The organism is Mesorhizobium sp. WSM4829 (assembly GCF_055811475.1).
On record NZ_JBVVQJ010000010.1, the window covers coordinates 51,066 to 74,197 of the forward strand.

Consider the following 23,132-nt stretch of genomic DNA (forward strand, 5'->3'; position numbering starts at 1 on the left):
CACGCATGGCCGTCGCATTCACCTTTCCGGGACAGGGCAGCCAGGCTGTCGGCATGGGCAAGGACCTCGCCGACGCCTTTCCGGAATCGCGGAAGATCTTCGAAGAGGTCGACGACGCGCTCGGCGAAAACCTGTCGAAGCTGATCTGGGAAGGGCCGGAAGAGAGGCTGACGCTGACCGCCAATGCCCAGCCGGCGCTGATGGCTGTGTCGCTCGCCGCCATCCGGGCGCTGGAATCGCGCGGCCTCTCGCTGAAACACAAGGTCGCTTATGTCGCCGGCCATTCGCTCGGCGAATATTCGGCTCTTGCCGCCGCCGGTTTCGTTTCGGTCGCCGATGCCGCCCGGCTCTTGCGTATCCGCGGCAATGCCATGCAGGCGGCCGTGCCGGCCGGCGAGGGCGCCATGGCGGCGATCATCGGGCTGGAACAGGCCGATGTCGAAGCCGCCTGCGCTGAAGCGGCCAAAGAGTCGATTTGCCAGATCGCCAACGACAATGGCGGTGGCCAGCTGGTGATCTCCGGCGCCAGGGCGGCGGTCGAGCAGGCGGCGAAGCTGTGCACGGAAAAGGGCGCCAAGCGGGTGCTGATGCTGCAGGTCTCGGCGCCCTTCCATTCGGCGCTGATGGCACCGGCGGCCGAGGTCATGCGCGAGGCGCTGGCCGGCGTGACGAAGAACGTGCCGTTCGTACCCGTGGTTTCCAACGTGTCGGTCACGCCGTCCAGCGATCCGGATGCAATCGCCCACCGCCTGGTCGAACAGGTGACGGGGCGCGTGCGCTGGCGCGAAACGGTGGAATGGTTTGGCGCCAACGGCATTGCGACGCTGTACGAGGTGGGTGCCGGCAAGGTGCTGTCGGGACTGGCGCGGCGCATCAACCGCGACATCGCCACCGGCGCGGTCGGCACGCCGGCCGATGTCGAGGCGGCGCTGGCGGCGCTCGATTGAACCATGCGCGTCCGGCTGATGCGGGCGCTTGAATTCTTAGCCTTGTCGGGATATGTGAATACATGTATTCACAGGAGATCGGAATGCCGACATCAATCCGACTTGCCCCCGAAATCGAAGAGCGTCTGGATTTTCTCGCGGCCAGGACTGGCCGCAGTAAAGCTTATTATCTGCGCGAGCTCATCGAGCGCGGTCTTGAGGACGTGGAAGACTATTACCTCGCGGCCGAAGTGCTGGAGCGGATCAGAAGTGGCGAGGAGGACGTCATGACAGCCGAGGACTTCTGGCGTGGCCTGGACGCTTGAATATGCCCGCTCGGCGCGCAAATTTATTGAAAAACTGGATCCGCAGACACGTCACCGGCTCCGCGACTTCATCGAGAACCGTATTGCCGCCCTCGACAATCCGCGTGAAGCCGGCAAGCCGCTGAAGGGACCGTTAGCGACTTTTTGGAGGTACCGGGTTGGGGATTATCGAATTATCTGCGATGTGCAGGACAAGCGGCTCGTCATTCTGGTGGTTACAATAGGCCACCGCAGTGATCTCTACAGGTAGCCACATTCGCCGGCCTGTCCGATTTGGAAGAGGATCAAAGACATGTTCGAATTGACCGGCCGCAAGGCGCTCGTCACAGGCGCATCGGGAGGCATCGGCGAGGCGATCGCCAGGGTGCTGCATGCGCAGGGCGCTGTCGTCGGCCTGCACGGCACCCGCGTCGAGAAGCTGGAAACGCTGGCGGCCGAGCTCGGCGACCGGGTCAAGCTGTTCCCGGCGAACCTTTCCAATCGCGACGAGGTCAAGGCGCTCGGCCAGAAGGCCGAGGCCGATCTCGAAGGCGTCGACATTCTCGTCAACAATGCCGGCATCACCAAGGACGGGCTGTTCGTGCGCATGGCGGACGCCGACTGGGATTCGGTGCTCGAGGTCAACCTGACCGCCGTGTTCCGGCTGACCCGCGAACTCACCCATCCGATGATGCGGCGCCGGCATGGCCGCATCATCAACATCACCTCTGTGGTTGGCGTCACCGGCAATCCCGGCCAAACCAACTACTGCGCCTCCAAGGCCGGCATGATCGGCTTTTCCAAGTCGCTGGCGCAGGAGATCGCCACGCGTAACATCACCGTCAACTGCGTCGCCCCGGGCTTCATCGAATCGGCGATGACCGACAAGCTCAACGACAAGCAGAAAGAGGCGATCATGGCGGCGATTCCGACACGGCGCATGGGCACCAGCGCCGAAGTCGCCTCCGCCGTCGCCTACCTGGCTTCCAACGAAGCCGCCTATGTCACCGGCCAGACCATTCACGTCAATGGCGGCATGGCGATGATTTGACAGTTGCGGGAAAACACCCCTTTTCGCCTTGGAGCCCGGCCGATTTTCGTGTAATGCGGCCCGCAACCCGGCGGTTCGGGCAAAAACCGGTCCGGTGCCGTTGCGTTTCCGACAGGACCATCTTTCAGCTTGATTAGCGGCATTCTGCCCGCTAACGAAGACAGACAAACAAAAGACGAGGATGCCCAAATGAGTGACACCGCAGAGCGCGTCAAGAAGATCGTTATCGAGCACCTTGGCGTCGATGCCGACAAGGTGACGGAGCAGGCGAGCTTCATCGATGATCTGGGCGCGGACAGTCTCGACACGGTCGAACTCGTCATGGCGTTCGAAGAAGAATTCGGCGTCGAAATCCCGGACGATGCGGCCGAAACCATCCTGACTGTCGGCGATGCGGTGAAGTACATCGACAAGGCTTCGGCCTGACGCTATTTGCAGTCATCACCGAGGAGGACCTGCGATGAGGCGTGTCGTCGTCACGGGCCTTGGGCTGCTTTCGCCGTTCGGCGTAGGCTTTGAGCATGGCTGGAAGGAACTTCTGACCGGCCGCAGCGCAGCCAAGCGCATCACCGAGTTCGAGGTGGAGGATCTTGCCTGCAAGGTCGCCCACGTCATCCCGCGCGGCAATGGTGAGAATGCCACCTTCAATCCCGAGACCGTTCTCGAGCCGAAGGAACTGCGCAAGATCGGCGACTTCATCCTCTACGGGATCGCGGCCGCCGACGAGGCGCTGAAGGATTCGGGGTGGGCGCCGAAGACGCATGAAGAGCAGTGCGCCACCGGCGTGCTGATCGGCTCCGGCATCGGCGGCATCGAAGGCATCGCCGAGAACGCGATGATCCTGAAGGAGCGCGGTCCGCGCCGCATCAGCCCGTTCTTCATCCCCGGCCAGATCATCAATCTCGTGTCCGGCCAGGTTTCGATCCGGCATGGGCTGAAAGGCCCCAACCACGCCGTCGTCACCGCTTGCTCCACCGGTGCGCATGCCATCGGCGATGCCGCCCGGCTGATCATGTGGGGCGATGCCGACGTGATGGTCGCAGGCGGCACGGAAGCGCCGGTGACGCGGCTGTCGATCGCCGGCTTCGCCGCTTGCCGGGCGCTGTCGACCGACCGCAACGACGCTCCGGAAACGGCCTCGCGTCCCTATGACCGCGACCGCGACGGCTTCGTCATGGGCGAGGGCGCCGGCGTCGTCATTCTGGAGGAACTGGAACACGCCAAGGCGCGCGGCGCCAAGATCTATGCCGAGGTCACCGGTTACGGCTTGACCGGCGATGCCTATCACATCACCGCGCCGGCCGAAGATGGTGACGGCGCCTTCCGTTGCATGGTGGCGGCGCTGAACCGGGCCAAGCTGACGCCCGCAGACGTCGACTACATCAATGCGCACGGCACCTCGACCATGGCCGACACGATCGAGCTGGGCGCCGTCGAGCGGCTTGTCGGCAACGCCGCGTCGAAAATATCGATGTCGTCGACCAAGTCGTCGATAGGCCACCTTCTGGGGGCGGCGGGCGCCGCCGAGGCGATTTTTTCGATCCTCGCCATTCGCGACAACATCGCGCCGGCCACCATCAATCTCGACAACCCGGAGCGCGAATCGGCGATCGACCTGGTGCCGCACAAGCCGCGCGCCCGCCAAATCGATGTGGCGCTGTCCAATTCCTTCGGCTTCGGCGGCACCAACGCCTCGCTGGTCTTCCAGCGCTACAATGGCTGACCGGTCCGCCGACCGGCACGGTCTATGCGTGTCGTCAATTTTGCCATATTCGCCCCTACTGTGCCCAAGGGGATTCGTTGCAAAGATCAAACGGTAGGGCGCCATGAGCACAAATTCGGCGGACAACGGGCAATTCGGGCAACGGTCCGCACCGTCGGGCCCGATCGTGCCGAAAACGGCCAGCGAGGCATTGCGGCCTGAAGCCGGCACGCCGCCGCCCAAGCGCTCGCGCGCCTCGCGCAGCCAGTTCGTGGTGTTCATGAACTTCGTCATCTCCCTGGTGATGCTGATGGTTCTGGCGGCTGGCTTTGCCTTGTATTTCGGCAAGCAGGAATTCAACGAGCCCGGCCCTTCGGCCAATGCCGACACCTTCCTGGTCAAGCCGAACACCGGCGTCCAGGAGATTGCAGAGCAGCTCGAGCGGCGCGGACTGATCAGCGACGCGCGCATCTTCCGCCTTGGCGTGCGCGCTTTTGGCAATGATTCCGCCCTGAAGGCCGGCGAATACGAGATCAAGCCGCAGGCCTCGATGCGCGACATCATGGAGTTGCTGAAGAGCGGCAAGTCGGTGATGTATTCGGTGACCGTCCCCGAGGGGCTGACGGTCCAGCAGGCGCTGCAGCGCATCGCCGATCAGGCAGCGCTCGACGGCGATATGCCGGGGACCACTCCACCCGAGGGCAGCCTTGCTACCGACACGCTGCGTTTCACCCGCGGCGCGACACGCCAGCAGATGGTCGAAAAGCTTTTGGCGGACCAGAAGAAGCTTGTCGAGGAAGTCTGGCAGCGGCGCGCCCCCGATCTGCCTCTGGCCAGTGTCGAAGACTTCGTCACCCTGGCTTCGATCGTCGAGAAAGAGACGGGCAAGGGCGACGAACGCTCGCGGGTCGCGGCCGTCTTCCTCAACCGGTTGGCCAAGGGCATGCGGCTGCAGTCCGATCCGACCATTATCTACGGCCTGTTCGGCGGCAAGGGCAAACCCGCCGACCGCCCGATTTATCAGTCTGACATCAAGAAGCCGACGCCCTACAACACTTATCTGATCAACGGCTTGCCGCCGACGCCGATCGCCAATCCTGGCCGTGCGGCACTGGAAGCCGTCGCCAATCCGTCGAAGACCGACGACCTGTATTTCGTTGCCGACGGCACCGGCGGTCACGTCTTTGCCGCGACGCTGGCCGAGCACAACGAGAACGTCGCCCGCTACCGGGCGCTGCAGAAGGAACTGGCCGATGAAGCCGCCAAGGCCGGTGCTGCCAAGGCCGACGCCGCCAAGGTGGAAGGTCAGACCGACGCGCCGGTTGACGACGGCGATGGCGACGCCGGAGCGGCGGCGCAGTAGCGCCGGACGGTTGTGAAGTCGTCCCTCCGATTCGTCTGACGGCCGGGACGTGCTGATTTTGTCATCAGGAGCGCCCTGCGTCCGATTCGACGCGAACAGGCGCTCCGGATTTTGAAGCCGCGCACGATCTAGCCCGGAACCGCTTCCGGGATCATGCGCCAGGGGGACACAAGGGCATCATGAATTTGCAGAGCATGACCGGTTTTGCACGGGCCGTCGCCGAACATGACGGCACGTCGATCGCCTGGGAGGTCAAGTCGGTCAACGGCAAGAGCGTCGAGGTCAGGCTGCGGCTGCCGCAAGGCCTCGAGCGGCTTGAGCCGGCCGTCAGGCAGACGGTGCAGAAGCGCTTTGCGCGCGGCAATTTCCAGGCAACGCTGACCGTCGGCCGCGCAGCCGGCCAGCAGGCGCAGCCAGTGGTCAACGAGGCCTTCCTGAGAGATCTGGCGGGGCTGGCCAAGCGGCTGCAGGAGATGTTCGGCGCAGCGCCTGCGACAGCCGACGGGCTGCTTTCGCTGCGCGGCGTGCTCGACATCCCCGAAACCGTCGAAACCGAAGAGGCGCGGGCGGCGCTCGACAGCGCGATCCTCTCGGCGCTCGAAGTGGCGCTGGGCGGGCTGGAGCAGGCACGCCAGGGCGAGGGCACCGCCCTGCGCTCGCTGCTGTCCGGTCATATCGACGCTATCGAAGCGCTGACACTGCGCGCCGAGGCCGATCCGTCGCGCGAGCCGGCGGTGATCCGCGAACGGATTACCGAGCAGGTGCGGCTGCTGATGGATGCCTCCGCCAATCTCGACGCCAGCCGGTTGCATATGGAAGCGGCGTTCCTGGCCACCAAGGCCGACATCCGCGAGGAGATCGACCGGCTGAAGACACATGTGGCATCCGGCCGGGTGCTGCTGGCAGGCGGCGGCGCCATCGGCCGCAAGCTCGATTTTCTGGCGCAGGAATTCAACCGCGAATCGAATACGCTGTGTTCGAAGTCGAACGCCGCTGCGATCACCGCCATAGGGCTGGAGCTGAAGGCGGTCGTCGACCAGTTTCGCGAACAGGTCCAGAATCTGGAGTAACCCTGATGGTCGCCAAGGAGCCTATGGTTGCCAGGGATTTGGGTTCCCGCATTCGTCGGCGGGGTTTGATGCTAGTGCTGTCGTCGCCGTCCGGCGCCGGCAAGTCGACGATCGCGCGCAATCTTCTGGAGAGCGATTCCAGTCTCGAACTGTCGGTCTCCGTCACCACGCGGCCGCGCCGCGGCAGCGAGATCGAAGGCGTCCACTATCATTTCCGCACCATGCGTGAGTTCGAGCGGCTGCGCGATTCGGACGAACTGCTTGAATGGGCCGAAGTGCATGGCAATTGCTATGCCACGCCCCGTGAGCCGGCCGAACTGGCGCTGGCACAGGGCCGCGACATGTTGTTCGACATCGACTGGCAGGGCGCCCAGCAGCTCAAGGAGAAGATGCGCGCCGACATCGTCTCGATCTTCATCCTGCCGCCCTCGATGAAAGAGTTGAAGGCGCGGCTGAAGCGCCGCGCCGAGGACCAGGAATCGGTGATCGAGACGCGTCTGAAGAACGCTCGCAACGAGATCGAGCACTGGAAGGAATATGATTTCGTCATCATCAACGACGATCTCGACCGTGCCTTCGCCGAGGTACGCGGCATAGTCATCGCCGAGCGGCTCAGACGCGACCGCCGGCCCGGGCTGTTCGATTTCGTCTCGGGGCTGCTCGACGAGAAGACGGACTAGGGGCCGGCGCAATCACACCGCGTTGGTCAGTCGCACGAATTCCTCGACGCTCAAGGTTTCCGCCCGCCGCGTCGGATCGATGCCGGCGCGGGTGAGCAGGGCTTCGCCGCCGAGGCTCTTGACGCTCTGCCGCAGCATTTTGCGGCGCTGGCCGAAGGCCGCTTCGGTAACGCGGCCGAGCTTCTTGACTTCGGCGGGCAGCGGATTTGCCCGCGGCACCAGATGCACCACCGACGACACCACCTTGGGCGGCGGCGTGAAGGCTTGCGGCGGCACGTCGAAAGCGATTTTTGCCTCCGTCCGCCAGCCTGCCAGCACGCCCAGCCGGCCATAGGCATCGCTGCCGGGGCGGGCGACGATGCGCTCGGCCACCTCGCGCTGGAACATAAGCGTCATCGATGCGTAAAAGGGCGGCCACTCGGCGACGGTCAGCCAGCGTATCAAAAGTTCGGTGCCGATATTGTAGGGCAGGTTGGCGACGATCCTCACAGATCCATTGCCTCCATCTGCGCCTTCGGCAAGCGCTGCAAAATCCGTCTTCAACGCGTCGCCGGCAATGATTTCCAAACGGCCCGGATAGTGATCTGACACCTCCGCAAGCGCTGCCAGGCAGCGCTCGTCGCGCTCGATGGCGATGACCCGAGCCGCGCCGTGGGACAGCAGCGCCCGGGTCAGGCCACCTGGACCCGGACCGACCTCGATTACCGTGGCGTCGGTCAGGTCGCCGGCGGCACGCGCGACCTTGCCGGTAAGGTTGAGGTCGAGCAGGAAATTCTGGCCGAGCGCCTTTTTTGCCTGCAACCCATGGCGTTCGATCACCGCGCGTAACGGCGGCAGCCCGTCGATGCTCATGCGACCGCCCTCATGCAAAGCCTCATGCGGCGGCAGCCTTCGCCCCGATGTCGGCAAGCCTGCGGGCGAGCCTGAGCGCCGCGATCAGGCTGTCGGTCCGGGCTATGCCCTTGCCGGCGATATCGAAAGCGGTGCCGTGATCCGGTGAAGTGCGGATGAAGGGTAGGCCGAGCGTAACGTTGACCGCCTCGTCGAACGCCAGCGCCTTGGCCGGGATCAGCGCCTGATCGTGATACATGCACAGCGCCACATCGTAGCCGGCTCGGGCGCGGGCGTGGAACAGCGTATCGGCCGGCAGCGGCCCGAAAGCGTCGATGCCCTCCGCCCTCAGCCTTTCGATCGCCGGGCGGATGATGCGCTCGTCCTCGGCGCCCATCGCGCCGCCTTCACCGGCATGCGGATTGAGGCCGGCAACGGCAAGCCGCGGCTTGGCAATGCCGAAGCGGTATTCGAGGTCGGCGGCGGTGATGCGGGCGGTCGCGACGATCAATTCCGTCGTCAGCGCTTCCGGCACCTCGCGCAGCGCAATGTGGATGGTGACCGGAACCGTGCGCAACTCGGGACCGGCAAGCATCATCACCGGCATCGCTTGTGCGCCGGTGTGGAGCGTCGCCAGATGCGCCAGATACTCGGTGTGACCGGGAAAACGGAAGCCGGCGTCGTAGAGCGGCTTCTTGGCGATCGGGCACGTAACGACCGCCGCCGCGCGACCGCCAAGGCAGTCGTCAACAGCGCGGTCGATGGCCTCGATGATGCCGGCGGCGTTGGCCGGGTCCGGCCGGCCGGGGTCGTCGACGAAGCGGGCGGCAAGCGGCATGACGGGCAGGGCGCGCTCAAAGACGCGCTCCGCTTCGGCTGGCACTGTCTCCGTGATTGGCACATCGGCGCCGAGCAGGCGCGCCCGTGCGGCAATCAGCGCCGGATCGGCTATAAGGTAGAAGGGCGGCACACCTGCGCTGTCGCGCGCCTGCCAGGCGGCAATGGCGATTTCCGGCCCAACGCCGGATGGATCACCGGCGCTCAGCGCCAGCGCTGCCTCTGGCGGCTTCAGCGCTCGACGATGCGGGCTTTCTTCCGCAACTCCTCGACATATTTCGTGGAGAGTTCGTCGGCGTCCTTGCCACTCGAGCCCTCGCTCTGGAACACCATCTGGGCGGCCCTGTCGTCGGACACTTCGCGCGACGAGCAGATGCCGATGAACTCGACGCCGCGGTCTGTTTCGCGCGTGGGGGTGGCGCCGCCGACCTTGGTGGCCTTGATCTGGTCGGCCCAGTCCGGCGGCAATTGCGGCGCCAGTATCCGGCCGAGATCGCGAACAGTGACGTCGATCAGGCCCTTGGCGAATTCGCGCGAGGTGTTGCAGCCGTTGAAGCGGGCGCGCATCGCGTCGGCCTCGCGCTTGCGCTTGGACAGCGTCGCGCTGCGCTCGGCCGCCGGCACGACGAAAATGACCTGCTGCAGCATGTACTCCATGGCGGTCGGCTTGTTGCCGCCCTTGTCGAGCATGCGCCTGACTGCGTCCTGCTCGCTCACGGAGCCGCCGCTCTCTGAGCGATGGCGCGCGGTCAGCGCCTGGTTCCAGGCCATCTGGGAGCGGATGAACTCCTTGAAATGCTCCTTGCCGACGCCGGACTGCGCCATGACGCCATCGAGTTGCTTGAGCTGCATCTTGTTGGTCGTGGCAAAGCGCTGATAGGCGGCCTCGACCTGGGCGTCGCTGATGCGGATGCCGAGACGCTTGGCTTCGGCGACGCGCAGCGTCTGCTCGATCATTTCCTCGGCGGCATTGCCCTTCTTGCGCTGCAGGCGCAGGAAGGCAGCCCGATGCTGGATGTCGCCAGTGGTGATCGGTACGTTGTTGACGACGTATTTGATCTGGCTGGCGAAAGCCGGCGGCGTCATCATGGTGATCGAGGCTGAGGTCGCCGCCACCAGCAGCGCGAACCCTGCCGAAAAGAGGTATTTCCTCATCGAAAGCATCCCAATCCTATCTCGGTTGCGGCCCAATTTATCGCATTTTGAGGGAACTGGAACCCGTGCCTGCCCTATGCGGCGAAACGATGTCGTTAGCTGCGATGTGCGTCCACTTTGACGCACGACGTATGCTCAAGACACTTTGAATTTTTCGGGCTGGTGCGTTGGCCGGCCGCCCGTTCCGCCTGTCCGTTATTGGCCAGTGGTCTGCTACTGGACAGTGTTGAAGGAGCTTTGCGTCGAGCCGAAATCGCCGAGCGTGCGAAACGACAGATTGAAACCGATATTCTGCGACACTTCCTTGGTGCTCAGGTCGCGGGATTCCGAGAACGTCATCAAGTAGGTGAAGCAATCATCACTATAGGCAAAGCCGACCCCGTCCTTGACCAGGACGCTTTGCTCGAGATCGTAGGTGCCGGTACCGAAGACACGCCAGTTCTCGGCAAGTTGCGCCGAGGCGCCGAGCGTGACCTCGTGACGATCGGTCGTAAAACCATAGAGCGGCTGAGCCTGGATGAAGGCGTATTTGGCGCTGAACGAAATCGGCAGGCCGGAATAGGCTGCCTTCACCTCGGCGCGGCGAATCTCGAAGCTCTGCTCGTCGAAGCGGCCGCTGACCGAGCCGGAAAGCCCGCCGGGGCTGTTGAAGCCGACAAGGCCGACATAATCGGAGCTCGCGGTCTCCAGGCCCGAATCTTCGCCGACGTTGACCAGGTCCGGCGCGTCGAAGGAGTTCTGGCCGTCAAGCTGGTAGGATTGGCCGAATAGCGCGTTGGTGCTCCAGCCATTGTCATAGGCGCCGGAATAGCGCAGCCCGACATTGGCGCGCGTGCCGCCTTCCAAGCGGTCGTAGCCGGAGAACTTGTCGCGCTCGAACAATGTCGTGGCATCAAAGACGAAGCTCTGCGCGTCCTCGTTGGGAACGGCGAGGCCGCCGACATATTGCTCGTTCGGACGCACGAACACCTGCGCCATCGGCTCGAAGATGTGACTGGAACTGGTCGACGAGAACAGCACCGGCCAGCGCATTTCCAGCCCGGCGGTTGCCATGAAGCGGGCGAGCGACGATCGCGTATCGTCGTCGACGCCGAGGTTAGACGCCATCTGATTGATGGCATTGAGCGATCCCGAAGAGGCGTTGACATAGCCGGCATCGCCGCGCAGCGCCAAAAGGGGCGTCAGCAGCAGCCCGCCATCGGTGGTGAAGGTGCGCTTCCATTCCGCTTCGGCAGTGAGACGGCCCGATTGGCCCTCGATGCCGCGTACACTGGTGACGGACGCAGCGTTGTTCGGATCGGCAAGGGCCCTATCCAGCCTGTCGCGGCTGATAGCCTGCGCGTTGACATTGAGCGACAGCTGCCCGCCGCCCACCGCCATGTCGGGGATGTAGGCGTAGTCGAGCGAGGGCAGCACCCAGGGCTGTTTGCCGGCGCGCGCGGTCGGATCGTCAGGGAGTGCCTCTTCCTGGACCACAAAGCGCATGGCGCGCACGTCGAAATAGTTGCGGCCGTTGAGGCCGGTCAGGTAGATCGAGGAGCGATGCACGCTGTCGGCGAAGTCTTCAATGGCGTAGGTGCGTGAGAAGTTCTTGTCGGTCTGCAGCAGGACATCCCAGCCGAAGTCCCAGCGCGGATTGATAGCGAACTGGCCCTTGGTGCCCATCATGCCACGGAACTCGTTCGGGTCGCCGGCCGCACCCGAATCGACATTGCGCCCGTCGTCGTCGATGAACTCGTCGGGATCCTCTTGCCGGATGCCGGCGATCTTCAGACTGTACTGGCCGTTGTTGAAGCGCTGGCGCCACTCGGCTTCGCCGAGAAAGCCCTGCTTGGTATAGCCGCTGCCGGTGACGGTGAGGTCGTAGGTTGGTGAGAGCGCGAAATAATAGGGGACTTTGACGCCGAGGCCGAGGTCGCTCTTGTAAGCGATGCTGGGGATCAGGAAGCCGCTCTTGCGCTTGACGGTCGGGTCGGCAATCTCGAAGGCCGGCAGATAGGCGAGCGGAAAGCCGAAGAACTCGAAATTCGAATTCTCGAAGCGAACCGTCTTCTTTTCGCCGTTCCAGATGATCTTTCTGGCCTTGATGCGCCAGGTCGGCGCTTTGTCCGGCTTGTCCTCGCACGGCTCGCAGGCCGTGTAGACGCCGTTGTGGAACGTCGTCAGCACGCCGCCCATGCGTTCCGCGCTTTCGGCGGCGAAATAGGTCTTGTCGACGGTTTCGACACGCAGCGCGTTGACGAAGCCGTCGGCGAAATCGTCGGTGATGTCGACATGCTGCGAATAGATCTTGGTGCCGTCGCTGTTGATGACCTCGACATTGCCGCTGGCGACGAGCCGCTTGGTGTTGCGATTGTATTCCACCCGCTGGGCGACGAGGCGGTTGCCGCCATAATCGATCTGCACGCCGCCGACGGCCGTTACGGTCTGGTTGTCATTGTCATAGACCAGCGTATCTGCCGCCAGCAGCATTTGCGAACCGGTGGGAACGTCGGCTGCCATGCCGCTGATATCCTGGGCAAAAGCCGGGATACTCGGAACGACGCAAGCGAGCAGGCACGCCAAGGCGCTCGCCCCATAGAGGCGCGCCGAATCGGCATGCCTATGGATGCGCAAAACCGCCCCCCTCACTAGCCGTCTTCCTTGTACAGCAAGAAAGTCACCCCGAAGAACATAGCCACGACAACCGGAACCCATGCAGCGACGACTGTGGGTACGAATCCCGCCACGCCGAATGCCTTGACCAGCACTGTCACGACATAAAGCAGAAACCCGGCCAGGACGCCACCCAGAATCATCGTCGCGGATTGTCCCATCCTCGCAAATCGCATCGACACCGTTGCGGCGATCAAAGTCATGGCGACGAGAAGGAACGGCAGCGCTACCAGTGAATCAAATTGCATGGCAAAGGCATTTGCCTTGAGGCCGAAGGAGCGGGCGACCTCGATCTTCCCGGGCAGATCGTAGAAAGGGATGGTTTCCGGGCGCGCCAGCCGCTCTTGCACGAACTCGGGCTTGAGATCGGTCGGTATGCGGTCGGTTGCCACCGATTGGATGTTGCCGTCCCGGAACACCTTGACGTCCTGCAGTTCCCAGTAACCATCCCGCAAATAGGCGTGCGCCGCGTCCTTCCGTTCGACGATGTCGCCTTGCGGGTTGAGGACGAAGAAGGCGGCGTCGGCCATCTCCAGGCCTTGATTGAGGATGGCGCGCGCGCCGATGACAGTATCGCCGGAACTGGTTTTCTGCCGGATCCAGGGCTCGGCGTCAGCCGAGACGGTGTTCGACTTGCCGGAGCGGAGCTGGGTTTCGATTTTTTCGGACCAGGAAAACGCATACGCGGCGATCGGATTGATGACGCCGACCGACAACACCCCGAACAGCAGCGCCCCGATGCAGCACGGCAGCAGGAATTGCCATGCGGATACGCCGGCGGAACGCGCGATGACCAGTTCATACCTGCGATTAAGCGAGACCAGCGTCGCCATCGCCGAGAACAGGCCGACGAACGGCACCGTCTGCAGCATGATCATCGGCATTCGCAACCCTGAGATGGCAAACGCCGTGCCGTAGGTAAAACCCGGCAAGCCGGTCGTGCGGCCGGAAAGCTCGGTGAAGTCGATCAGGAACACAAGCGCCAGGAGGCCGATGAAGAACCAGATGGTGATCGTCACGTAGCGGAAGAAGAAGTATCTGCCCAGAGTCCAGCCCATTAGCGTGTCCAGCCCATTAGCCGGCCTCTTGGCCAGAAGCGCCGCGCCTGGCGAAGCGGAGCTTCAGGGCGCTCCAGCCGTCACCGAAGCGGCCGGCGAAATTCGTCATCCAGTCGGCCCAGGCGACCGGCAGCTCCATGGTCCGGTTGGAGACGATGAACCATGTCGCGACCGCGGACGCCACAATAGGAACGCCGTAGACCATATAGGCGTATTGCGGAATGTTGTCGGCCTTCCCAGCGGCAAAGAAACCGAGCCAGCGCACGAAAAGGGCAATCGCGATAGACGTGATCAGCGGATGAATGCGCGCCTCGCGATGGGAGCGCGCGTCTCCCGCGACCGCAAGCGCGATCAGCGCGAAAACGAGTGAATAGGACCATTCGGAGAAACGCTGGTGGACCTCGGCCAGATACTTGTTCGGCCTTTTCTGGAACATCTTGTCGTTCGGACTGGGATTGAGCAGGTACTGTGTCGTCCGGTCCTTCGGCAAGAGCAATACCTCCGATGAGGCCGACATGAAAGCCGACAGGTCGAAGGCATAGGAGGTGAACCGGATGACCGAAAGATCGCCGGCCAGCGTTTTGCGATGGATGACGCCGTCGTTCATCATCAGCACCCTCTCGTCGCCGCTTTCGATGATGGCGCCGCTCTTGGCGTAGTAGATGAGGTTGACGCCTTCTTCGCGTGAATCGGCGACAAAAATGCCGCCAAGGCGGTTGTCCGGAAGCCGCTCGCCGATCTGCAGGAACAGGCCGTCGTCGATCTTGTGGAAGGTGCCTTCCTGGATGATGAGCGACAGAAGATCGGCGCGCGACGACGCCACCAGCTCGCGGTTTTTCTGTCGTGCATAGGGGTCGACGCCGTTGTCGACGGCGAACGAAAAAACACTGGCCGCCAGCGCCAGGAGCATGATCGGCCGGACGATGGTCCAGCGCGAAGCGCCTGCGGCGTTCAAGACGGCAAGCTCAGAATCGGAATTCATCGCGCTCAGTGTCTGCGCGACCGCGACCACCAGGGCGAAGGGCACGACGACCGGGACGATCGACGGAATGATCAGCGCAGCGACCTCGAAGAAGGTCAGCGCCGACTGCCCGCTGTCGGTCACGAGATCGATGCGGGCGAGCACCTGCGTCGTCCACACGATCGCCAGCGTCCAGATGAGCGCTGCGAGGAAGACCGCCAACGCACGACGCATGATGTAGCGTTCAACGACCTTCATGAAGGCTTTTCTCGATTTTGCCGAACGGCATCATGCCTCCAGACAAGGTAGTCGCCCGGCGACGCCTGCACAACCGGTCCATTGGCGGTTCGATCTGGTTCCCGTCCCACATCGTTGTTTCCGGTGGCCGGAGTGTCGGCGGCATTGGATAAGAAAGGGCGAACATCAATGGTTAACAACAGGTTGCGGCAGTAAAGCGGGGCCGTGCCGCGACGAATCGCCATCGATTCCATCTGCCATATGGGATCGGATTCCGGCAAAGTCTTGCCAAATGCCGGAAAACGACCAAATGTCGCGCCGGTCACCGACATGGCCGCCGTGGCTGCGACAGGTACAGGCGTGAAAGCAGAAGTGACAGAATTGTGGAGTCAAACCGGCGAGGAATCGATTTTTTCACGGTGCGGTCGTGATCGGCGCCAGCGCAATCTCCCAGCAGATCGCCAGGCAGGGGCGATGATTGAAGTTGGGGGTGGTGCTTCCGGTCGGAAACAGCCAAATATCTAGTTTCGTCAAGGCACTCTCCCGAAAACCCAACGCCTTTCCCGAAAGCAGGACATGATGACTTCGAGACCTTCGATCGCCTTTGCCAGGTTCGCAGTGCCCAAAAAAGGCAGCGTCTTCATGCTGGCGGCCAACGATGCCGGTCTCGGCGACGCGGCAAAGGCTTGCGATCCGGCAAAGACCCTGGAGCGGGCGTTTCCGGTGGCCGACTTTTCCGGCAAGTTCGCCGGCCTGGTCGAAGTGCTGGCGCCGGAGGGCACATCGCTCGACCGGCTGGTGGCGGTCGGCGCCGGCAAGGTCTCGGCGCTCGACGACTATGCCTGGCTCAAGCTTGGCGGCACCATCGCTGCATCCTTGCGCAAGGCGACGGAGGTGGCGGTCATGCTCGATCTGCCGGGTGCTGACGCCGGCGGCAGGCAAGCGGCACAGCTTGCCGCGGGCATTCTTCTGCGCAGCTATGCTTTCGACAAGTACAAGACGAAAAAGGACAATGGCGACGGCCAGCGCGACGGCAACAAGGCCGAGCCCAAAAAGCCGGTTAAGGTGACCATCCACACCGCCGATCCGGCGGCGGCGAAAAAGGCCTTCGCCGACGAGGTGGCGGTGATCGACGGCGTGCTCCTGGCGCGCGATCTGGTCAACGAACCGGCCAATATACTGGGGCCGGTGGAATTCGCCGCCCGCGTCAACGAACTGGAGGCGCTCGGCGTCGCGGTCGAGATCCTGGTCGAGAAGGAGATGAAGAAGCTCGGCATGGGCGCGCTGCTCGGCGTCGCCCAAGGCTCGCCGCGTGGCGCGCGCCTGGCCGTCATGCGATGGAACGGCGGCAAGGCCAAGGACAGCCCGATTGCTTTCGTCGGCAAAGGCGTCACTTTCGACACCGGCGGCAATTCGATAAAGACGGCCTCCGGCATGGAGGACATGAAGGGCGACATGGGCGGCGCGGCCGCGGTGACCGGGCTGATGCACGCGCTGGCCGCGCGCAAGGCCAAGGCCAATGTCGTCGGCATCATCGGGCTGGTGGAAAATGCCGTCGACGGCCATGCGCAGCGCCCCGGCGACATCGTCACTTCGATGTCGGGCCAGACCATCGAGGTGCTCAACACCGACGCCGAAGGCCGCCTCGTTCTGGCCGATGCGCTGTGGTACTGCAGCGATCGCTTCCAGCCGAAATTCATGGTCAATCTGGCGACGCTGACCGGCGCCACCATGGTCGCGCTCGGCCAGCACTATGCCGGGCTGTTCTCCAACAATGACGAATTGGCGAACAGGCTGACGAGCGCCGGGCAGGCGACGCAGGAACGCGTGTGGCGGATGCCGCTCGGCACCGAATACGACAAGCTGATCGATTCGAAAAATGCCGACATGAAGAACATCGGCGGCCGCTATGGCGGCGCCATCATCGCGGCGCAGTTCCTGCAGCGCTTCGTCAGGGATACACCCTGGGCGCATCTCGACATCGCCGGCACCGCGATGGGCGCGCCGTCCAGCGAGATCAACCAGTCATGGGCCTCCGGCTTCGGCGTCAGGCTGCTCGACCGGCTGGTTCGCGACAACTACGAGGAGTGATGCCCTTCAAGGCGCGATCATGGCCGACGTCCTGTTCTACCACCTGACCGAATCGACTCTGGAGGATGCGTTGCCCGGCCTGCTCGAGCGCAGTGTCGATCGCGGTTGGCGCGCCGTGGTACAGACCGGCTCCGAAGAACGGCGCGACGCGCTGGACCAGCATCTTTGGACCTTCAGGGACGATTCCTTCCTGGCGCATGCGACGGACCGCGAATCCTATCTGGCCGAGCAGCCGATCCTTTTGACAACCGGCCATGACAATCCGAACGAGGCGCAGATACGCTTCCTGGTTGACGGCGCGGTGCCGCCGAAGCTTGCCGGTTACGAGCGCGCCGTGTTCCTGTTCGACGGCCACGATGCGGCCCAGGTCGAGGCGGCGCGCACGCACTGGAAGACGATGAAGGAAGCCGGCCACGCAGTCACCTACTGGCAGCAGACCTCAGACCGGCGCTGGGAACGCAAGGCGTAGTAAAGCCTGCCGCCTGGGCGATCCGCAACCTGGGGTTGCTACAACTGAAGTCGTTCAGCCAAGTCAATGAAGTCGCTGGCCACCAGGTCCCAGGCTTGATCAGGGTGCATATCCGTGGTCTGCGCTATCCCGTGCTCGGTCGGACGCGGGACAAAGGCTGTTCGCAATCCGCATGCCCGAGCCGCCGCAAGGTCGCCATTGTGGGCGGCCACAAGACAGATCTCATCCGGCTTCATTGCCAGCACGTCAGCGGTGCGAAGATAGGCTTCCGGCGCAGGCTTGTAGGCTTGCACGACTTCGGCGCCGAGGATCGCATCCCAGGGGATGCGACTGCGCTTCGCCATATTGAGCATGAGGGCGATGTTGCCGTTCGAGAGCGGCGCGATGATATAGCGGGCCCTGAGCCGTGCAAGGCCGGCCACCACGTCCGGCCATGGCTCCAATCGGTGCCATGCCAGGTTCAGTTCGTCCAACTCGGACGCTGGCACCGAAGCCGGGTCGATCCCGAATTCTGGCAATATGGCTTCCAGATTCTCCCGATGCAGCACGTCGAGCCGTGTAAAGGGCCGCCGGCCGCTGCGCACCTCCTCCATCGCTGGGGAGTAACGGCGGCGCCACGCATCCGCGAAAGCGGTAGGAATAGCGGATCCTGCTCCATGCCGCTTCAGGAACGGCTCAGCTTCGCGCGCCACGCCGCTGCGCCAATCGACGACAGTGCCGAACACGTCGAATACCAACGCACGTACGCCATCCAATGCCATCAACATTCGGCTCCTCGATCCGCACACTAAATGACCGCATTCGGGGGCGAGCGCCCCGAGGAAAATTTGCGACAGGCAAACCAGTGACCGGATGGACCGGGTGAACCTATCGCTAACCTCAGGATATGTGCGAAAGGCGAGCGGCACCACTATTCCAGAATGACGACGGCCTCCACCTCGAAGAGCATGGGGTCAATTGCAAGCTTGGGAACGGGAATCAGGGTCTGCGCCGGCAGCGCTTCACCGAACATTTTTTTGACGTTCTTGGTCAACACCTCAAGCTTGGACATATCGTGATCGACCACGAAGACGGTGAGCTTGGCGACCTGATCCGGCTTCGCACCGAGCGCATCGAGGGCGGTGCGCAAATTTGTGTAGGCCTGCTCAACCTGGACAGCGAAGTCGGGCGACAAGGCTCCCGTGCTGTCTTGCCCGCCCTGTCCGGAGATGTAGGCCACCCGGGCTCCGAGCGGCGTGATCACCGCCGTGCTGTAGCCATTCGGCGACGGGTCGTAGAGGTTTTGTGGATTGACGATGGTCAGCATGAGATCCTTCTCATTGGCTGTCGTGGCAGTGGGAACTCCGATGGTCATGATGATTAGCCCTTCGATAAGCAGATGCTTGATTGCGCGTGACATGATTTTCTCTTGGCTATGCGAGCAAGGTACTCTCGCGGCCGGCGTTATTGAACTTTAACCGTATCGCTCATACGATCACTCGTGCGACGTACGAGTCATCGTATGGTACGTCGTACGAGTCAATCGTTCAAGATCGACATTCGTTCGCGTTGCCAGTCAAAATCGACGCTCTGAACAGCGAGGAAGACGGATGGCTGCCAAACGCAGCGGCCGGAGCAAACGAGGGATAAATGAGCGGCTCCAGCCCTTGCAGGAGCCGCACAGTGAACCGCCGCTCTCTCGGGAACGTATCGTGGCGACCGCGGTGGAACTGCTTGACGCTCAAGGAGTCGACGGATTGACGATGCGTCGGCTGGCCGATCGCCTCGGCTCGGGCGTGATGAGCCTATATTGGCACGTCGACAACAAAGAGGATGTCTTTGATCTGGCGCTCGACTCGGTGCTTGAATATCGCGGACCGCCGCAAATAGCTCAAGACTGGCGCGGAGAAGTCGTTCATGTGCTCGAAGACTGGCGCGCCAGCATGCTGCGCCACCCTTGGTCGGCATCGCTGTTGCCGCGCCGGGCGCTCGGCCCGAACATCCTCGGTCGCTTGGAACTGCTGAGCAAGACCTTGTCCAGAGCCGGCGTTGCGGACGCAGATGTGAACGTTGCGATATGGTCGCTCTGGAACTATGTGATGGGCGCCACCATCACCCGGGCGAGCTTCGACCTCTCGGACGACGACAGGGCCGCTGCGCAGCAGCGCCTTACACGTCTCAGCGAACGTTATCCGACAATCGAACGCTCTCGTCTGCTGTTGGACAATGATTGGGACGGCGCTTTCAGGAATGGCCTCGGCCTCCTGCTCGATGGCCTCTCTCCAAAATGAGGCTGAACGGTAGCTTTGGCTGAAAGCGACTGTCGCAAAATCGCCGATTAAAGTCACAGTTTTGCAGCTGATTTTTGCAAGGTCGCAGAAGACGCGGCAACGTCCAGGGTTCCGCAATGGGTGTGAGCCGAAATGCATCCTCTGCATTGCCAAGGCCACTTGACGAAAGGCTGGTGGCGCGCAAAACTGATAGGATGTCAGACCAATTTTGGGCGTAGGTACCCATGCGAATGCGCGGCGAACTGCCCGGGGCACCTGCCACGCGTGTGGCAATCGCCACGCTCCCGCCGTTGGACCGCGGCAAACAAGTCATGGAAGCGCTGGCAGACTATGTCGAGCGCGCTTCGCTGAAGAGCGGTGACCGGCTTCCGACCGAACGCGAATTGATGGCCGCGCTTTCCGTGGGGCGTTCGACGATCCGCGAGGCGATGGGGCGTTTCGAAGCGCTCGGCGTCACCGAGACCCGCAAAGGCAGCGGCACCTATCTGCTCAAGCCGATATCCGCCGGCACGATCCATTTGCCGCTGTCGCTCAATACGGCTGAGCTGCGCGACGGTCTCTTGCACACCCTCGAGGTGCGCCGCGGCATCGAGGCCGAGGCAAGCATGGTTGCGGCACGGCGGCGGACAGTCGACGATCTGCGGACGATCGAGGAAAAACTCATCGAGATGGAGCGCGTCCATCTCGCCACCGGCACGTCGGGGCCGGAAGACCTGGCCTTTCACCTAGCGGTCTACGATGCCACGCACAACCCGCTTTTCCGGCAGCTCCTGGGGCAGATGCGCGAAGCGTTCGAGCGCTTCTGGGACCATCCTTTCGACCGGCAGGATTTCGCGCGGCGATCGTTCCCGTATCACCGTGAGCTGTTCGATGCCATCGTCGCCGGGGACGCGGAGCTGGCGCGCGGAAAAACGCTGAAGATCCTCGAGATTGTGGAAGAGGATATCGAGGAAATGTCGAAATGAATGGCCCGGATTTTTTCGACCAGGCCTCGCTGATCGCCGCCCATGACGAGGGCAACGCCTTCGATGCCGTCGTCCCGCCGATCGTGCAGACCTCGCTCTTCACCTTCTCGAATTATGACGAGATGCTCGAAACATACCGCGGCGAAAAAGTGCGGCCGACCTACACGCGCGGGCTGAACCCGACGGTGCGCATGTTCGAGGAAATGCTGGCGAAGCTGGAGGGCGCCGAGGACGCGATCGGTTTTGCAAGCGGCATGTCCGCCATCTCATCGGCAGTGCTGAGCTTCGTCGAACCGGGCGACCGCATTGTCGCAGTCAGGCATATCTACCCGGACGCGTTCAGACTGTTCGGCACGTTGCTCGCGCGCATGCGCATCGAGGTGACCTATGTCGACGGGCGCGACGAGGCGGCTGTCGCGAGCGCCCTGCCTGGCGCCAGGCTGTTCTATATGGAAAGCCCGACCAGCTGGGTCATGGAAACGCATGACATCGGCGCGCTCGCTGCGCTGGCAAGGTCCCGCGGCATCCCGACCATCATCGATAACAGCTGGGCCAGCCCGGTCTTTCAGCGGCCACTGTCGCTCGGCGTCGACGTTGTGGTCCACTCCGCATCCAAGTACCTGGGCGGCCACAGCGACGTGGTGGCCGGCGTGGTCGCGGGCTCGAAGGAATTGATTGGCCGCATCCGCGGCGAAGCCTATCCATATCTCGGCGGCAAGCTGTCGCCATTCGATGCCTGGCTCTTGATTCGCGGCTTGCGCACACTGCCGATTCGGATGCGCGCTCATCAGGCCTCCGGCCTCGAAATCGCACGGCGCCTGCGGGATCATCCAATCGTTGAGAGGGTCTGCCATCCAGGGTTGGCCAACCTGCTTCCCGCGGGGCTCACCGGCACGTCGGGCCTGTTCTCATTTGTCTTCCGCGACGGCATCGACATCCGCACCTTTGCCGACCGCCTCAAGCTGTTCAAGCTGGGCGTGTCGTGGGGCGGCCACGAAAGCCTCATTGTGCCCGGCGAGGTCGTGCTGCAGCAGAAGGCCCAACCCAATTCCGCGATGGCGTTCGGCGTCCATCCGCGGTCCGTGCGTCTCCATGTCGGCCTCGAGGGAACCGAGGCGCTGTGGAGTGACCTGGAAACGGCGATCGACGCCGCTTCCGAAGAAAAGACCTGAAGCAACCAGACAAGAAGGGAACGGAAAATGAAGAAGCTTCTTATCGCCGCATTCGCCACCGTACTGATGTCGGGTGCTGCACTCGCCGACACGACGCTGAAGCTCGTGGAGGTGATCACCAGCCCCGAGCGTACCGAAACCCTGAAGTCGATCGTCGCCAAATTCGAGGCAGCCAACCCGGGCACCAAGGTCGAGGTGATCTCGGTGCCCTGGGGCGAGGCGTTCCAGAAATTCGCGACCATGGTGTCTGCCGGCGAAATCCCCGACGTCATGGAGATGCCGGACACCTGGCTGTCGCTCTATGCCAACAACGGCCTTCTCGAAAGCCTCGAACCCTATCTTGCCAAATGGGAGCACACCTCGGGCCTCACCGATCGCGCGCTCGAACTCGGCCGCGACGTGAACAACACCGCCTACATGCTGCCCTACGGCTTCTATCTGCGGGCGATGTTCTACAACAAGAAGCTGTTCAAGGAGGCTGGTGTCACCGAGCCGCCCAAGACAATGGACGAGTTCGTGGCGGCATCGGAGAAAGTATCCAAGCTTCCAGGCAAATATGGCTACTGCCTGCGCGGCGGGCCGGGTGGCCTCAACGGCTGGATCATGTTCGGCGCAACCATGGCCGGCTCCAACGAGTTCTTCAATGAGGACGGCACCTCGACCATGAACAGCGAGGGCTGGGTCAAGGGACTGACCTGGGTCGTCGATCTGTACAAGAAGGGATTGGCGCCGAAGGACAGCGTCAACTGGGGTTTTAACGAAATCGTCGCCGGATTCTACACCGGCACCTGCGCAATGCTTGATCAGGATCCAGACGCGCTGATCGCGATAGCCGAGCGGATGAAGCCGGAAGACTACGGCGTCACGACCATGCCGAAGGGGCCGAGCGGCAAGACGTTCCCGACCATCGGCTATGCCGGTTGGTCGATGATGGCGGCCAGCCAGAACAAGGACCTCTCCTGGAAGCTGATCGAAACGCTCGAAGGGCCCGAGGGCAATGTCGAGTGGAACAAGCGCACCGGAGCGCTGCCGGTCCACAAGTCGGCCGAAAAGGATCCCTTCTACGCAAGCGAGCAGTTCAAGGGCTGGTTCGCTGAACTCGAGGACAAGGATGCGGTGCCAACGGTTATGCCGACCTATCTCGAGGAGTTCGCCTTCTTCAAGGACTCGATGGTCATCAAGACCAGTCAGCAGGCACTGCTTGGCGATATCACGCCAGAGGAAATGGCCAACCAGTGGGCCGACTATCTGACCAAGGCGCAGCAGAAATACCTGGCCAAGAAATAAACGGCGGACGCCAGGCATCGGAGCCGCCCATCGCGGGTGGCTCCGAT

Annotated in this window: 24 protein-coding genes; 15 read left to right on the top strand and 9 right to left on the bottom strand. The window is 62.9% G+C overall.

Annotation, left to right across the window (positions count from 1 at the left end; translation table 11 throughout):
* Nucleotides 1-5 precede the first annotated feature (5 nt).
* From fabD to gmk, 9 genes are all read left to right on the top strand, one after another.
* Nucleotides 6-947 carry an ACP S-malonyltransferase gene (fabD, locus tag AC0L17_RS12210; RefSeq protein WP_473516006.1) on the top strand — a complete coding sequence of 314 codons (942 nt, stop codon included), beginning with the start codon at nucleotides 6-8 and terminating at the stop codon, nucleotides 945-947.
* 83 nt (nucleotides 948-1,030) lie between these two features.
* Nucleotides 1,031-1,252 carry a type II toxin-antitoxin system RelB family antitoxin gene (gene relB / locus AC0L17_RS12215; RefSeq protein ID WP_091590868.1) on the top strand — a complete coding sequence of 74 codons (222 nt, stop codon included), beginning with the start codon at nucleotides 1,031-1,033 and terminating at the stop codon, nucleotides 1,250-1,252.
* Nucleotides 1,236-1,502 (top strand): type II toxin-antitoxin system RelE family toxin, encoded by a 267-nt coding sequence (locus tag AC0L17_RS12220; RefSeq protein ID WP_473516007.1) that lies wholly within the window; start codon nucleotides 1,236-1,238, stop codon nucleotides 1,500-1,502. The genes relB and AC0L17_RS12220 overlap by 17 nt, the downstream gene beginning before the upstream one ends.
* 42 nt (nucleotides 1,503-1,544) lie before the next feature.
* Nucleotides 1,545-2,282: a 3-oxoacyl-[acyl-carrier-protein] reductase gene (gene fabG, locus AC0L17_RS12225; protein ID WP_292545697.1), complete on the top strand. Its 738-nt coding sequence runs from the start codon at nucleotides 1,545-1,547 to the stop codon at nucleotides 2,280-2,282.
* Between the two features lie 189 nt (nucleotides 2,283-2,471).
* Entirely contained in the window at nucleotides 2,472-2,708 is a 237-nt protein-coding gene (locus AC0L17_RS12230; RefSeq protein ID WP_006203723.1) for an acyl carrier protein, read from the top strand.
* Between the two features lie 34 nt (nucleotides 2,709-2,742).
* Entirely contained in the window at nucleotides 2,743-4,005 is a 1,263-nt protein-coding gene (fabF, locus tag AC0L17_RS12235) for a beta-ketoacyl-ACP synthase II (RefSeq protein WP_473516008.1), read from the top strand.
* 103 nt (nucleotides 4,006-4,108) lie between these two features.
* Nucleotides 4,109-5,347 carry an endolytic transglycosylase MltG gene (gene mltG / locus AC0L17_RS12240; protein WP_473516009.1) on the top strand — a complete coding sequence of 413 codons (1,239 nt, stop codon included), beginning with the start codon at nucleotides 4,109-4,111 and terminating at the stop codon, nucleotides 5,345-5,347.
* A gap of 179 nt (nucleotides 5,348-5,526) precedes the next feature.
* Nucleotides 5,527-6,417: a YicC/YloC family endoribonuclease gene (locus AC0L17_RS12245; protein WP_128185605.1), complete on the top strand. Its 891-nt coding sequence runs from the start codon at nucleotides 5,527-5,529 to the stop codon at nucleotides 6,415-6,417.
* A gap of 23 nt (nucleotides 6,418-6,440) precedes the next feature.
* Nucleotides 6,441-7,097 carry a guanylate kinase gene (gene gmk / locus AC0L17_RS12250; protein WP_023800702.1) on the top strand — a complete coding sequence of 219 codons (657 nt, stop codon included), beginning with the start codon at nucleotides 6,441-6,443 and terminating at the stop codon, nucleotides 7,095-7,097.
* 12 nt (nucleotides 7,098-7,109) lie between these two features.
* On the opposite strand, the gene rsmA is transcribed toward gmk, so the two are convergent.
* The 7 genes from rsmA to AC0L17_RS12285 all read right to left on the bottom strand — a co-directional run bounded on the left by rsmA (nucleotide 7,110) and on the right by AC0L17_RS12285 (nucleotide 15,163).
* Nucleotides 7,110-7,949: a 16S rRNA (adenine(1518)-N(6)/adenine(1519)-N(6))-dimethyltransferase RsmA gene (gene rsmA / locus AC0L17_RS12255; protein ID WP_473516010.1), complete on the bottom strand. Its 840-nt coding sequence runs from the start codon at nucleotides 7,947-7,949 to the stop codon at nucleotides 7,110-7,112.
* A 22-nt stretch (nucleotides 7,950-7,971) separates the two neighbouring features.
* Nucleotides 7,972-9,000: a 4-hydroxythreonine-4-phosphate dehydrogenase PdxA gene (gene pdxA, locus AC0L17_RS12260; RefSeq protein WP_023800700.1), complete on the bottom strand. Its 1,029-nt coding sequence runs from the start codon at nucleotides 8,998-9,000 to the stop codon at nucleotides 7,972-7,974.
* The gene (locus tag AC0L17_RS12265) at nucleotides 8,997-9,929 is read right to left on the bottom strand and encodes a peptidylprolyl isomerase (RefSeq protein ID WP_287229949.1); all 933 of its coding nucleotides are present in this window, start codon (nucleotides 9,927-9,929) and stop codon (nucleotides 8,997-8,999) included. Before AC0L17_RS12265 ends, pdxA begins: the two co-directional genes overlap by 4 nt.
* 204 nt (nucleotides 9,930-10,133) lie before the next feature.
* The gene (locus AC0L17_RS12270; RefSeq protein ID WP_473516011.1) at nucleotides 10,134-12,422 is read right to left on the bottom strand and encodes an LPS-assembly protein LptD; all 2,289 of its coding nucleotides are present in this window, start codon (nucleotides 12,420-12,422) and stop codon (nucleotides 10,134-10,136) included.
* A gap of 128 nt (nucleotides 12,423-12,550) precedes the next feature.
* Nucleotides 12,551-13,633, bottom strand: a complete 1,083-nt coding sequence (gene lptG, locus AC0L17_RS12275) for an LPS export ABC transporter permease LptG (RefSeq protein WP_473516012.1) — start codon at nucleotides 13,631-13,633, stop codon at nucleotides 12,551-12,553.
* A 16-nt stretch (nucleotides 13,634-13,649) separates the two neighbouring features.
* Nucleotides 13,650-14,852 carry an LPS export ABC transporter permease LptF gene (lptF, locus tag AC0L17_RS12280; RefSeq protein ID WP_473516013.1) on the bottom strand — a complete coding sequence of 401 codons (1,203 nt, stop codon included), beginning with the start codon at nucleotides 14,850-14,852 and terminating at the stop codon, nucleotides 13,650-13,652.
* Nucleotides 14,849-15,163: a hypothetical protein gene (locus AC0L17_RS12285; protein ID WP_287073990.1), complete on the bottom strand. Its 315-nt coding sequence runs from the start codon at nucleotides 15,161-15,163 to the stop codon at nucleotides 14,849-14,851. The genes lptF and AC0L17_RS12285 overlap by 4 nt, the downstream gene beginning before the upstream one ends.
* Before the next feature lie 247 nt (nucleotides 15,164-15,410).
* On the opposite strand from AC0L17_RS12285, the gene AC0L17_RS12290 reads away from it, so the two are divergent.
* Both AC0L17_RS12290 and AC0L17_RS12295 read left to right on the top strand, forming a co-directional pair.
* Nucleotides 15,411-16,922, top strand: coding sequence for a leucyl aminopeptidase (locus AC0L17_RS12290; protein ID WP_473516014.1), 1,512 nt, complete (start codon nucleotides 15,411-15,413; stop codon nucleotides 16,920-16,922).
* 19 nt (nucleotides 16,923-16,941) lie between these two features.
* Nucleotides 16,942-17,391, top strand: coding sequence for a DNA polymerase III subunit chi (locus AC0L17_RS12295; protein ID WP_473516015.1), 450 nt, complete (start codon nucleotides 16,942-16,944; stop codon nucleotides 17,389-17,391).
* Between the two features lie 38 nt (nucleotides 17,392-17,429).
* On the opposite strand, the gene AC0L17_RS12300 is transcribed toward AC0L17_RS12295, so the two are convergent.
* Entirely contained in the window at nucleotides 17,430-18,152 is a 723-nt protein-coding gene (locus AC0L17_RS12300; protein ID WP_473516016.1) for a haloacid dehalogenase type II, read from the bottom strand.
* A gap of 149 nt (nucleotides 18,153-18,301) precedes the next feature.
* Complete coding sequence (locus tag AC0L17_RS12305; protein ID WP_473516017.1) at nucleotides 18,302-18,790, bottom strand: RidA family protein; 489 nt, start codon at nucleotides 18,788-18,790, stop codon at nucleotides 18,302-18,304.
* Between the two features lie 190 nt (nucleotides 18,791-18,980).
* Between AC0L17_RS12305 and AC0L17_RS12310 the strand changes: the two genes are divergently transcribed.
* The 4 genes from AC0L17_RS12310 to AC0L17_RS12325 all read left to right on the top strand — a co-directional run bounded on the left by AC0L17_RS12310 (nucleotide 18,981) and on the right by AC0L17_RS12325 (nucleotide 23,085).
* Nucleotides 18,981-19,661, top strand: coding sequence for a TetR/AcrR family transcriptional regulator (locus tag AC0L17_RS12310; RefSeq protein WP_473516018.1), 681 nt, complete (start codon nucleotides 18,981-18,983; stop codon nucleotides 19,659-19,661).
* 230 nt (nucleotides 19,662-19,891) lie between these two features.
* A complete protein-coding gene (locus tag AC0L17_RS12315; protein WP_473516019.1) occupies nucleotides 19,892-20,626 on the top strand; it encodes a FadR/GntR family transcriptional regulator in 735 nt (244 codons plus the stop codon).
* On the top strand, nucleotides 20,623-21,798 hold the full coding sequence (locus tag AC0L17_RS12320) for a PLP-dependent transferase (RefSeq protein ID WP_473516020.1): 1,176 nt from the start codon (nucleotides 20,623-20,625) through the stop codon (nucleotides 21,796-21,798). The genes AC0L17_RS12315 and AC0L17_RS12320 overlap by 4 nt, the downstream gene beginning before the upstream one ends.
* Before the next feature lie 27 nt (nucleotides 21,799-21,825).
* The gene (locus tag AC0L17_RS12325) at nucleotides 21,826-23,085 is read left to right on the top strand and encodes an ABC transporter substrate-binding protein (protein ID WP_473516021.1); all 1,260 of its coding nucleotides are present in this window, start codon (nucleotides 21,826-21,828) and stop codon (nucleotides 23,083-23,085) included.
* Nucleotides 23,086-23,132: the final 47 nt, after the last annotated feature.

Coding starts and splice junctions, on each gene's coding strand:
- fabG (WP_292545697.1), top strand. CDS start 1,545: ATGTTCGAATTGACCGGCCGCAAGGCGCTCGTCACAGGCGCATCGGGA.
- lptG (WP_473516012.1), bottom strand. CDS start 13,633: ATGGGCTGGACTCTGGGCAGATACTTCTTCTTCCGCTACGTGACGATC.
- AC0L17_RS12315 (WP_473516019.1), top strand. CDS start 19,892: ATGCGCGGCGAACTGCCCGGGGCACCTGCCACGCGTGTGGCAATCGCC.
- AC0L17_RS12290 (WP_473516014.1), top strand. CDS start 15,411: ATGACTTCGAGACCTTCGATCGCCTTTGCCAGGTTCGCAGTGCCCAAA.
- AC0L17_RS12265 (WP_287229949.1), bottom strand. CDS start 9,929: ATGCTTTCGATGAGGAAATACCTCTTTTCGGCAGGGTTCGCGCTGCTG.
- lptF (WP_473516013.1), bottom strand. CDS start 14,852: ATGAAGGTCGTTGAACGCTACATCATGCGTCGTGCGTTGGCGGTCTTC.
- rsmA (WP_473516010.1), bottom strand. CDS start 7,949: ATGAGCATCGACGGGCTGCCGCCGTTACGCGCGGTGATCGAACGCCAT.
- AC0L17_RS12230 (WP_006203723.1), top strand. CDS start 2,472: ATGAGTGACACCGCAGAGCGCGTCAAGAAGATCGTTATCGAGCACCTT.
- relB (WP_091590868.1), top strand. CDS start 1,031: ATGCCGACATCAATCCGACTTGCCCCCGAAATCGAAGAGCGTCTGGAT.
- AC0L17_RS12305 (WP_473516017.1), bottom strand. CDS start 18,790: ATGTCACGCGCAATCAAGCATCTGCTTATCGAAGGGCTAATCATCATG.
- AC0L17_RS12310 (WP_473516018.1), top strand. CDS start 18,981: ATGGCTGCCAAACGCAGCGGCCGGAGCAAACGAGGGATAAATGAGCGG.
- fabF (WP_473516008.1), top strand. CDS start 2,743: ATGAGGCGTGTCGTCGTCACGGGCCTTGGGCTGCTTTCGCCGTTCGGC.
- AC0L17_RS12285 (WP_287073990.1), bottom strand. CDS start 15,163: ATGTCGGTGACCGGCGCGACATTTGGTCGTTTTCCGGCATTTGGCAAG.
- AC0L17_RS12270 (WP_473516011.1), bottom strand. CDS start 12,422: ATGGCAGCCGACGTTCCCACCGGTTCGCAAATGCTGCTGGCGGCAGAT.
- AC0L17_RS12295 (WP_473516015.1), top strand. CDS start 16,942: ATGGCCGACGTCCTGTTCTACCACCTGACCGAATCGACTCTGGAGGAT.
- gmk (WP_023800702.1), top strand. CDS start 6,441: ATGGTTGCCAGGGATTTGGGTTCCCGCATTCGTCGGCGGGGTTTGATG.
- fabD (WP_473516006.1), top strand. CDS start 6: ATGGCCGTCGCATTCACCTTTCCGGGACAGGGCAGCCAGGCTGTCGGC.
- AC0L17_RS12245 (WP_128185605.1), top strand. CDS start 5,527: ATGAATTTGCAGAGCATGACCGGTTTTGCACGGGCCGTCGCCGAACAT.
- AC0L17_RS12300 (WP_473516016.1), bottom strand. CDS start 18,152: ATGGCATTGGATGGCGTACGTGCGTTGGTATTCGACGTGTTCGGCACT.
- AC0L17_RS12320 (WP_473516020.1), top strand. CDS start 20,623: ATGAATGGCCCGGATTTTTTCGACCAGGCCTCGCTGATCGCCGCCCAT.
- mltG (WP_473516009.1), top strand. CDS start 4,109: ATGAGCACAAATTCGGCGGACAACGGGCAATTCGGGCAACGGTCCGCA.
- AC0L17_RS12325 (WP_473516021.1), top strand. CDS start 21,826: ATGAAGAAGCTTCTTATCGCCGCATTCGCCACCGTACTGATGTCGGGT.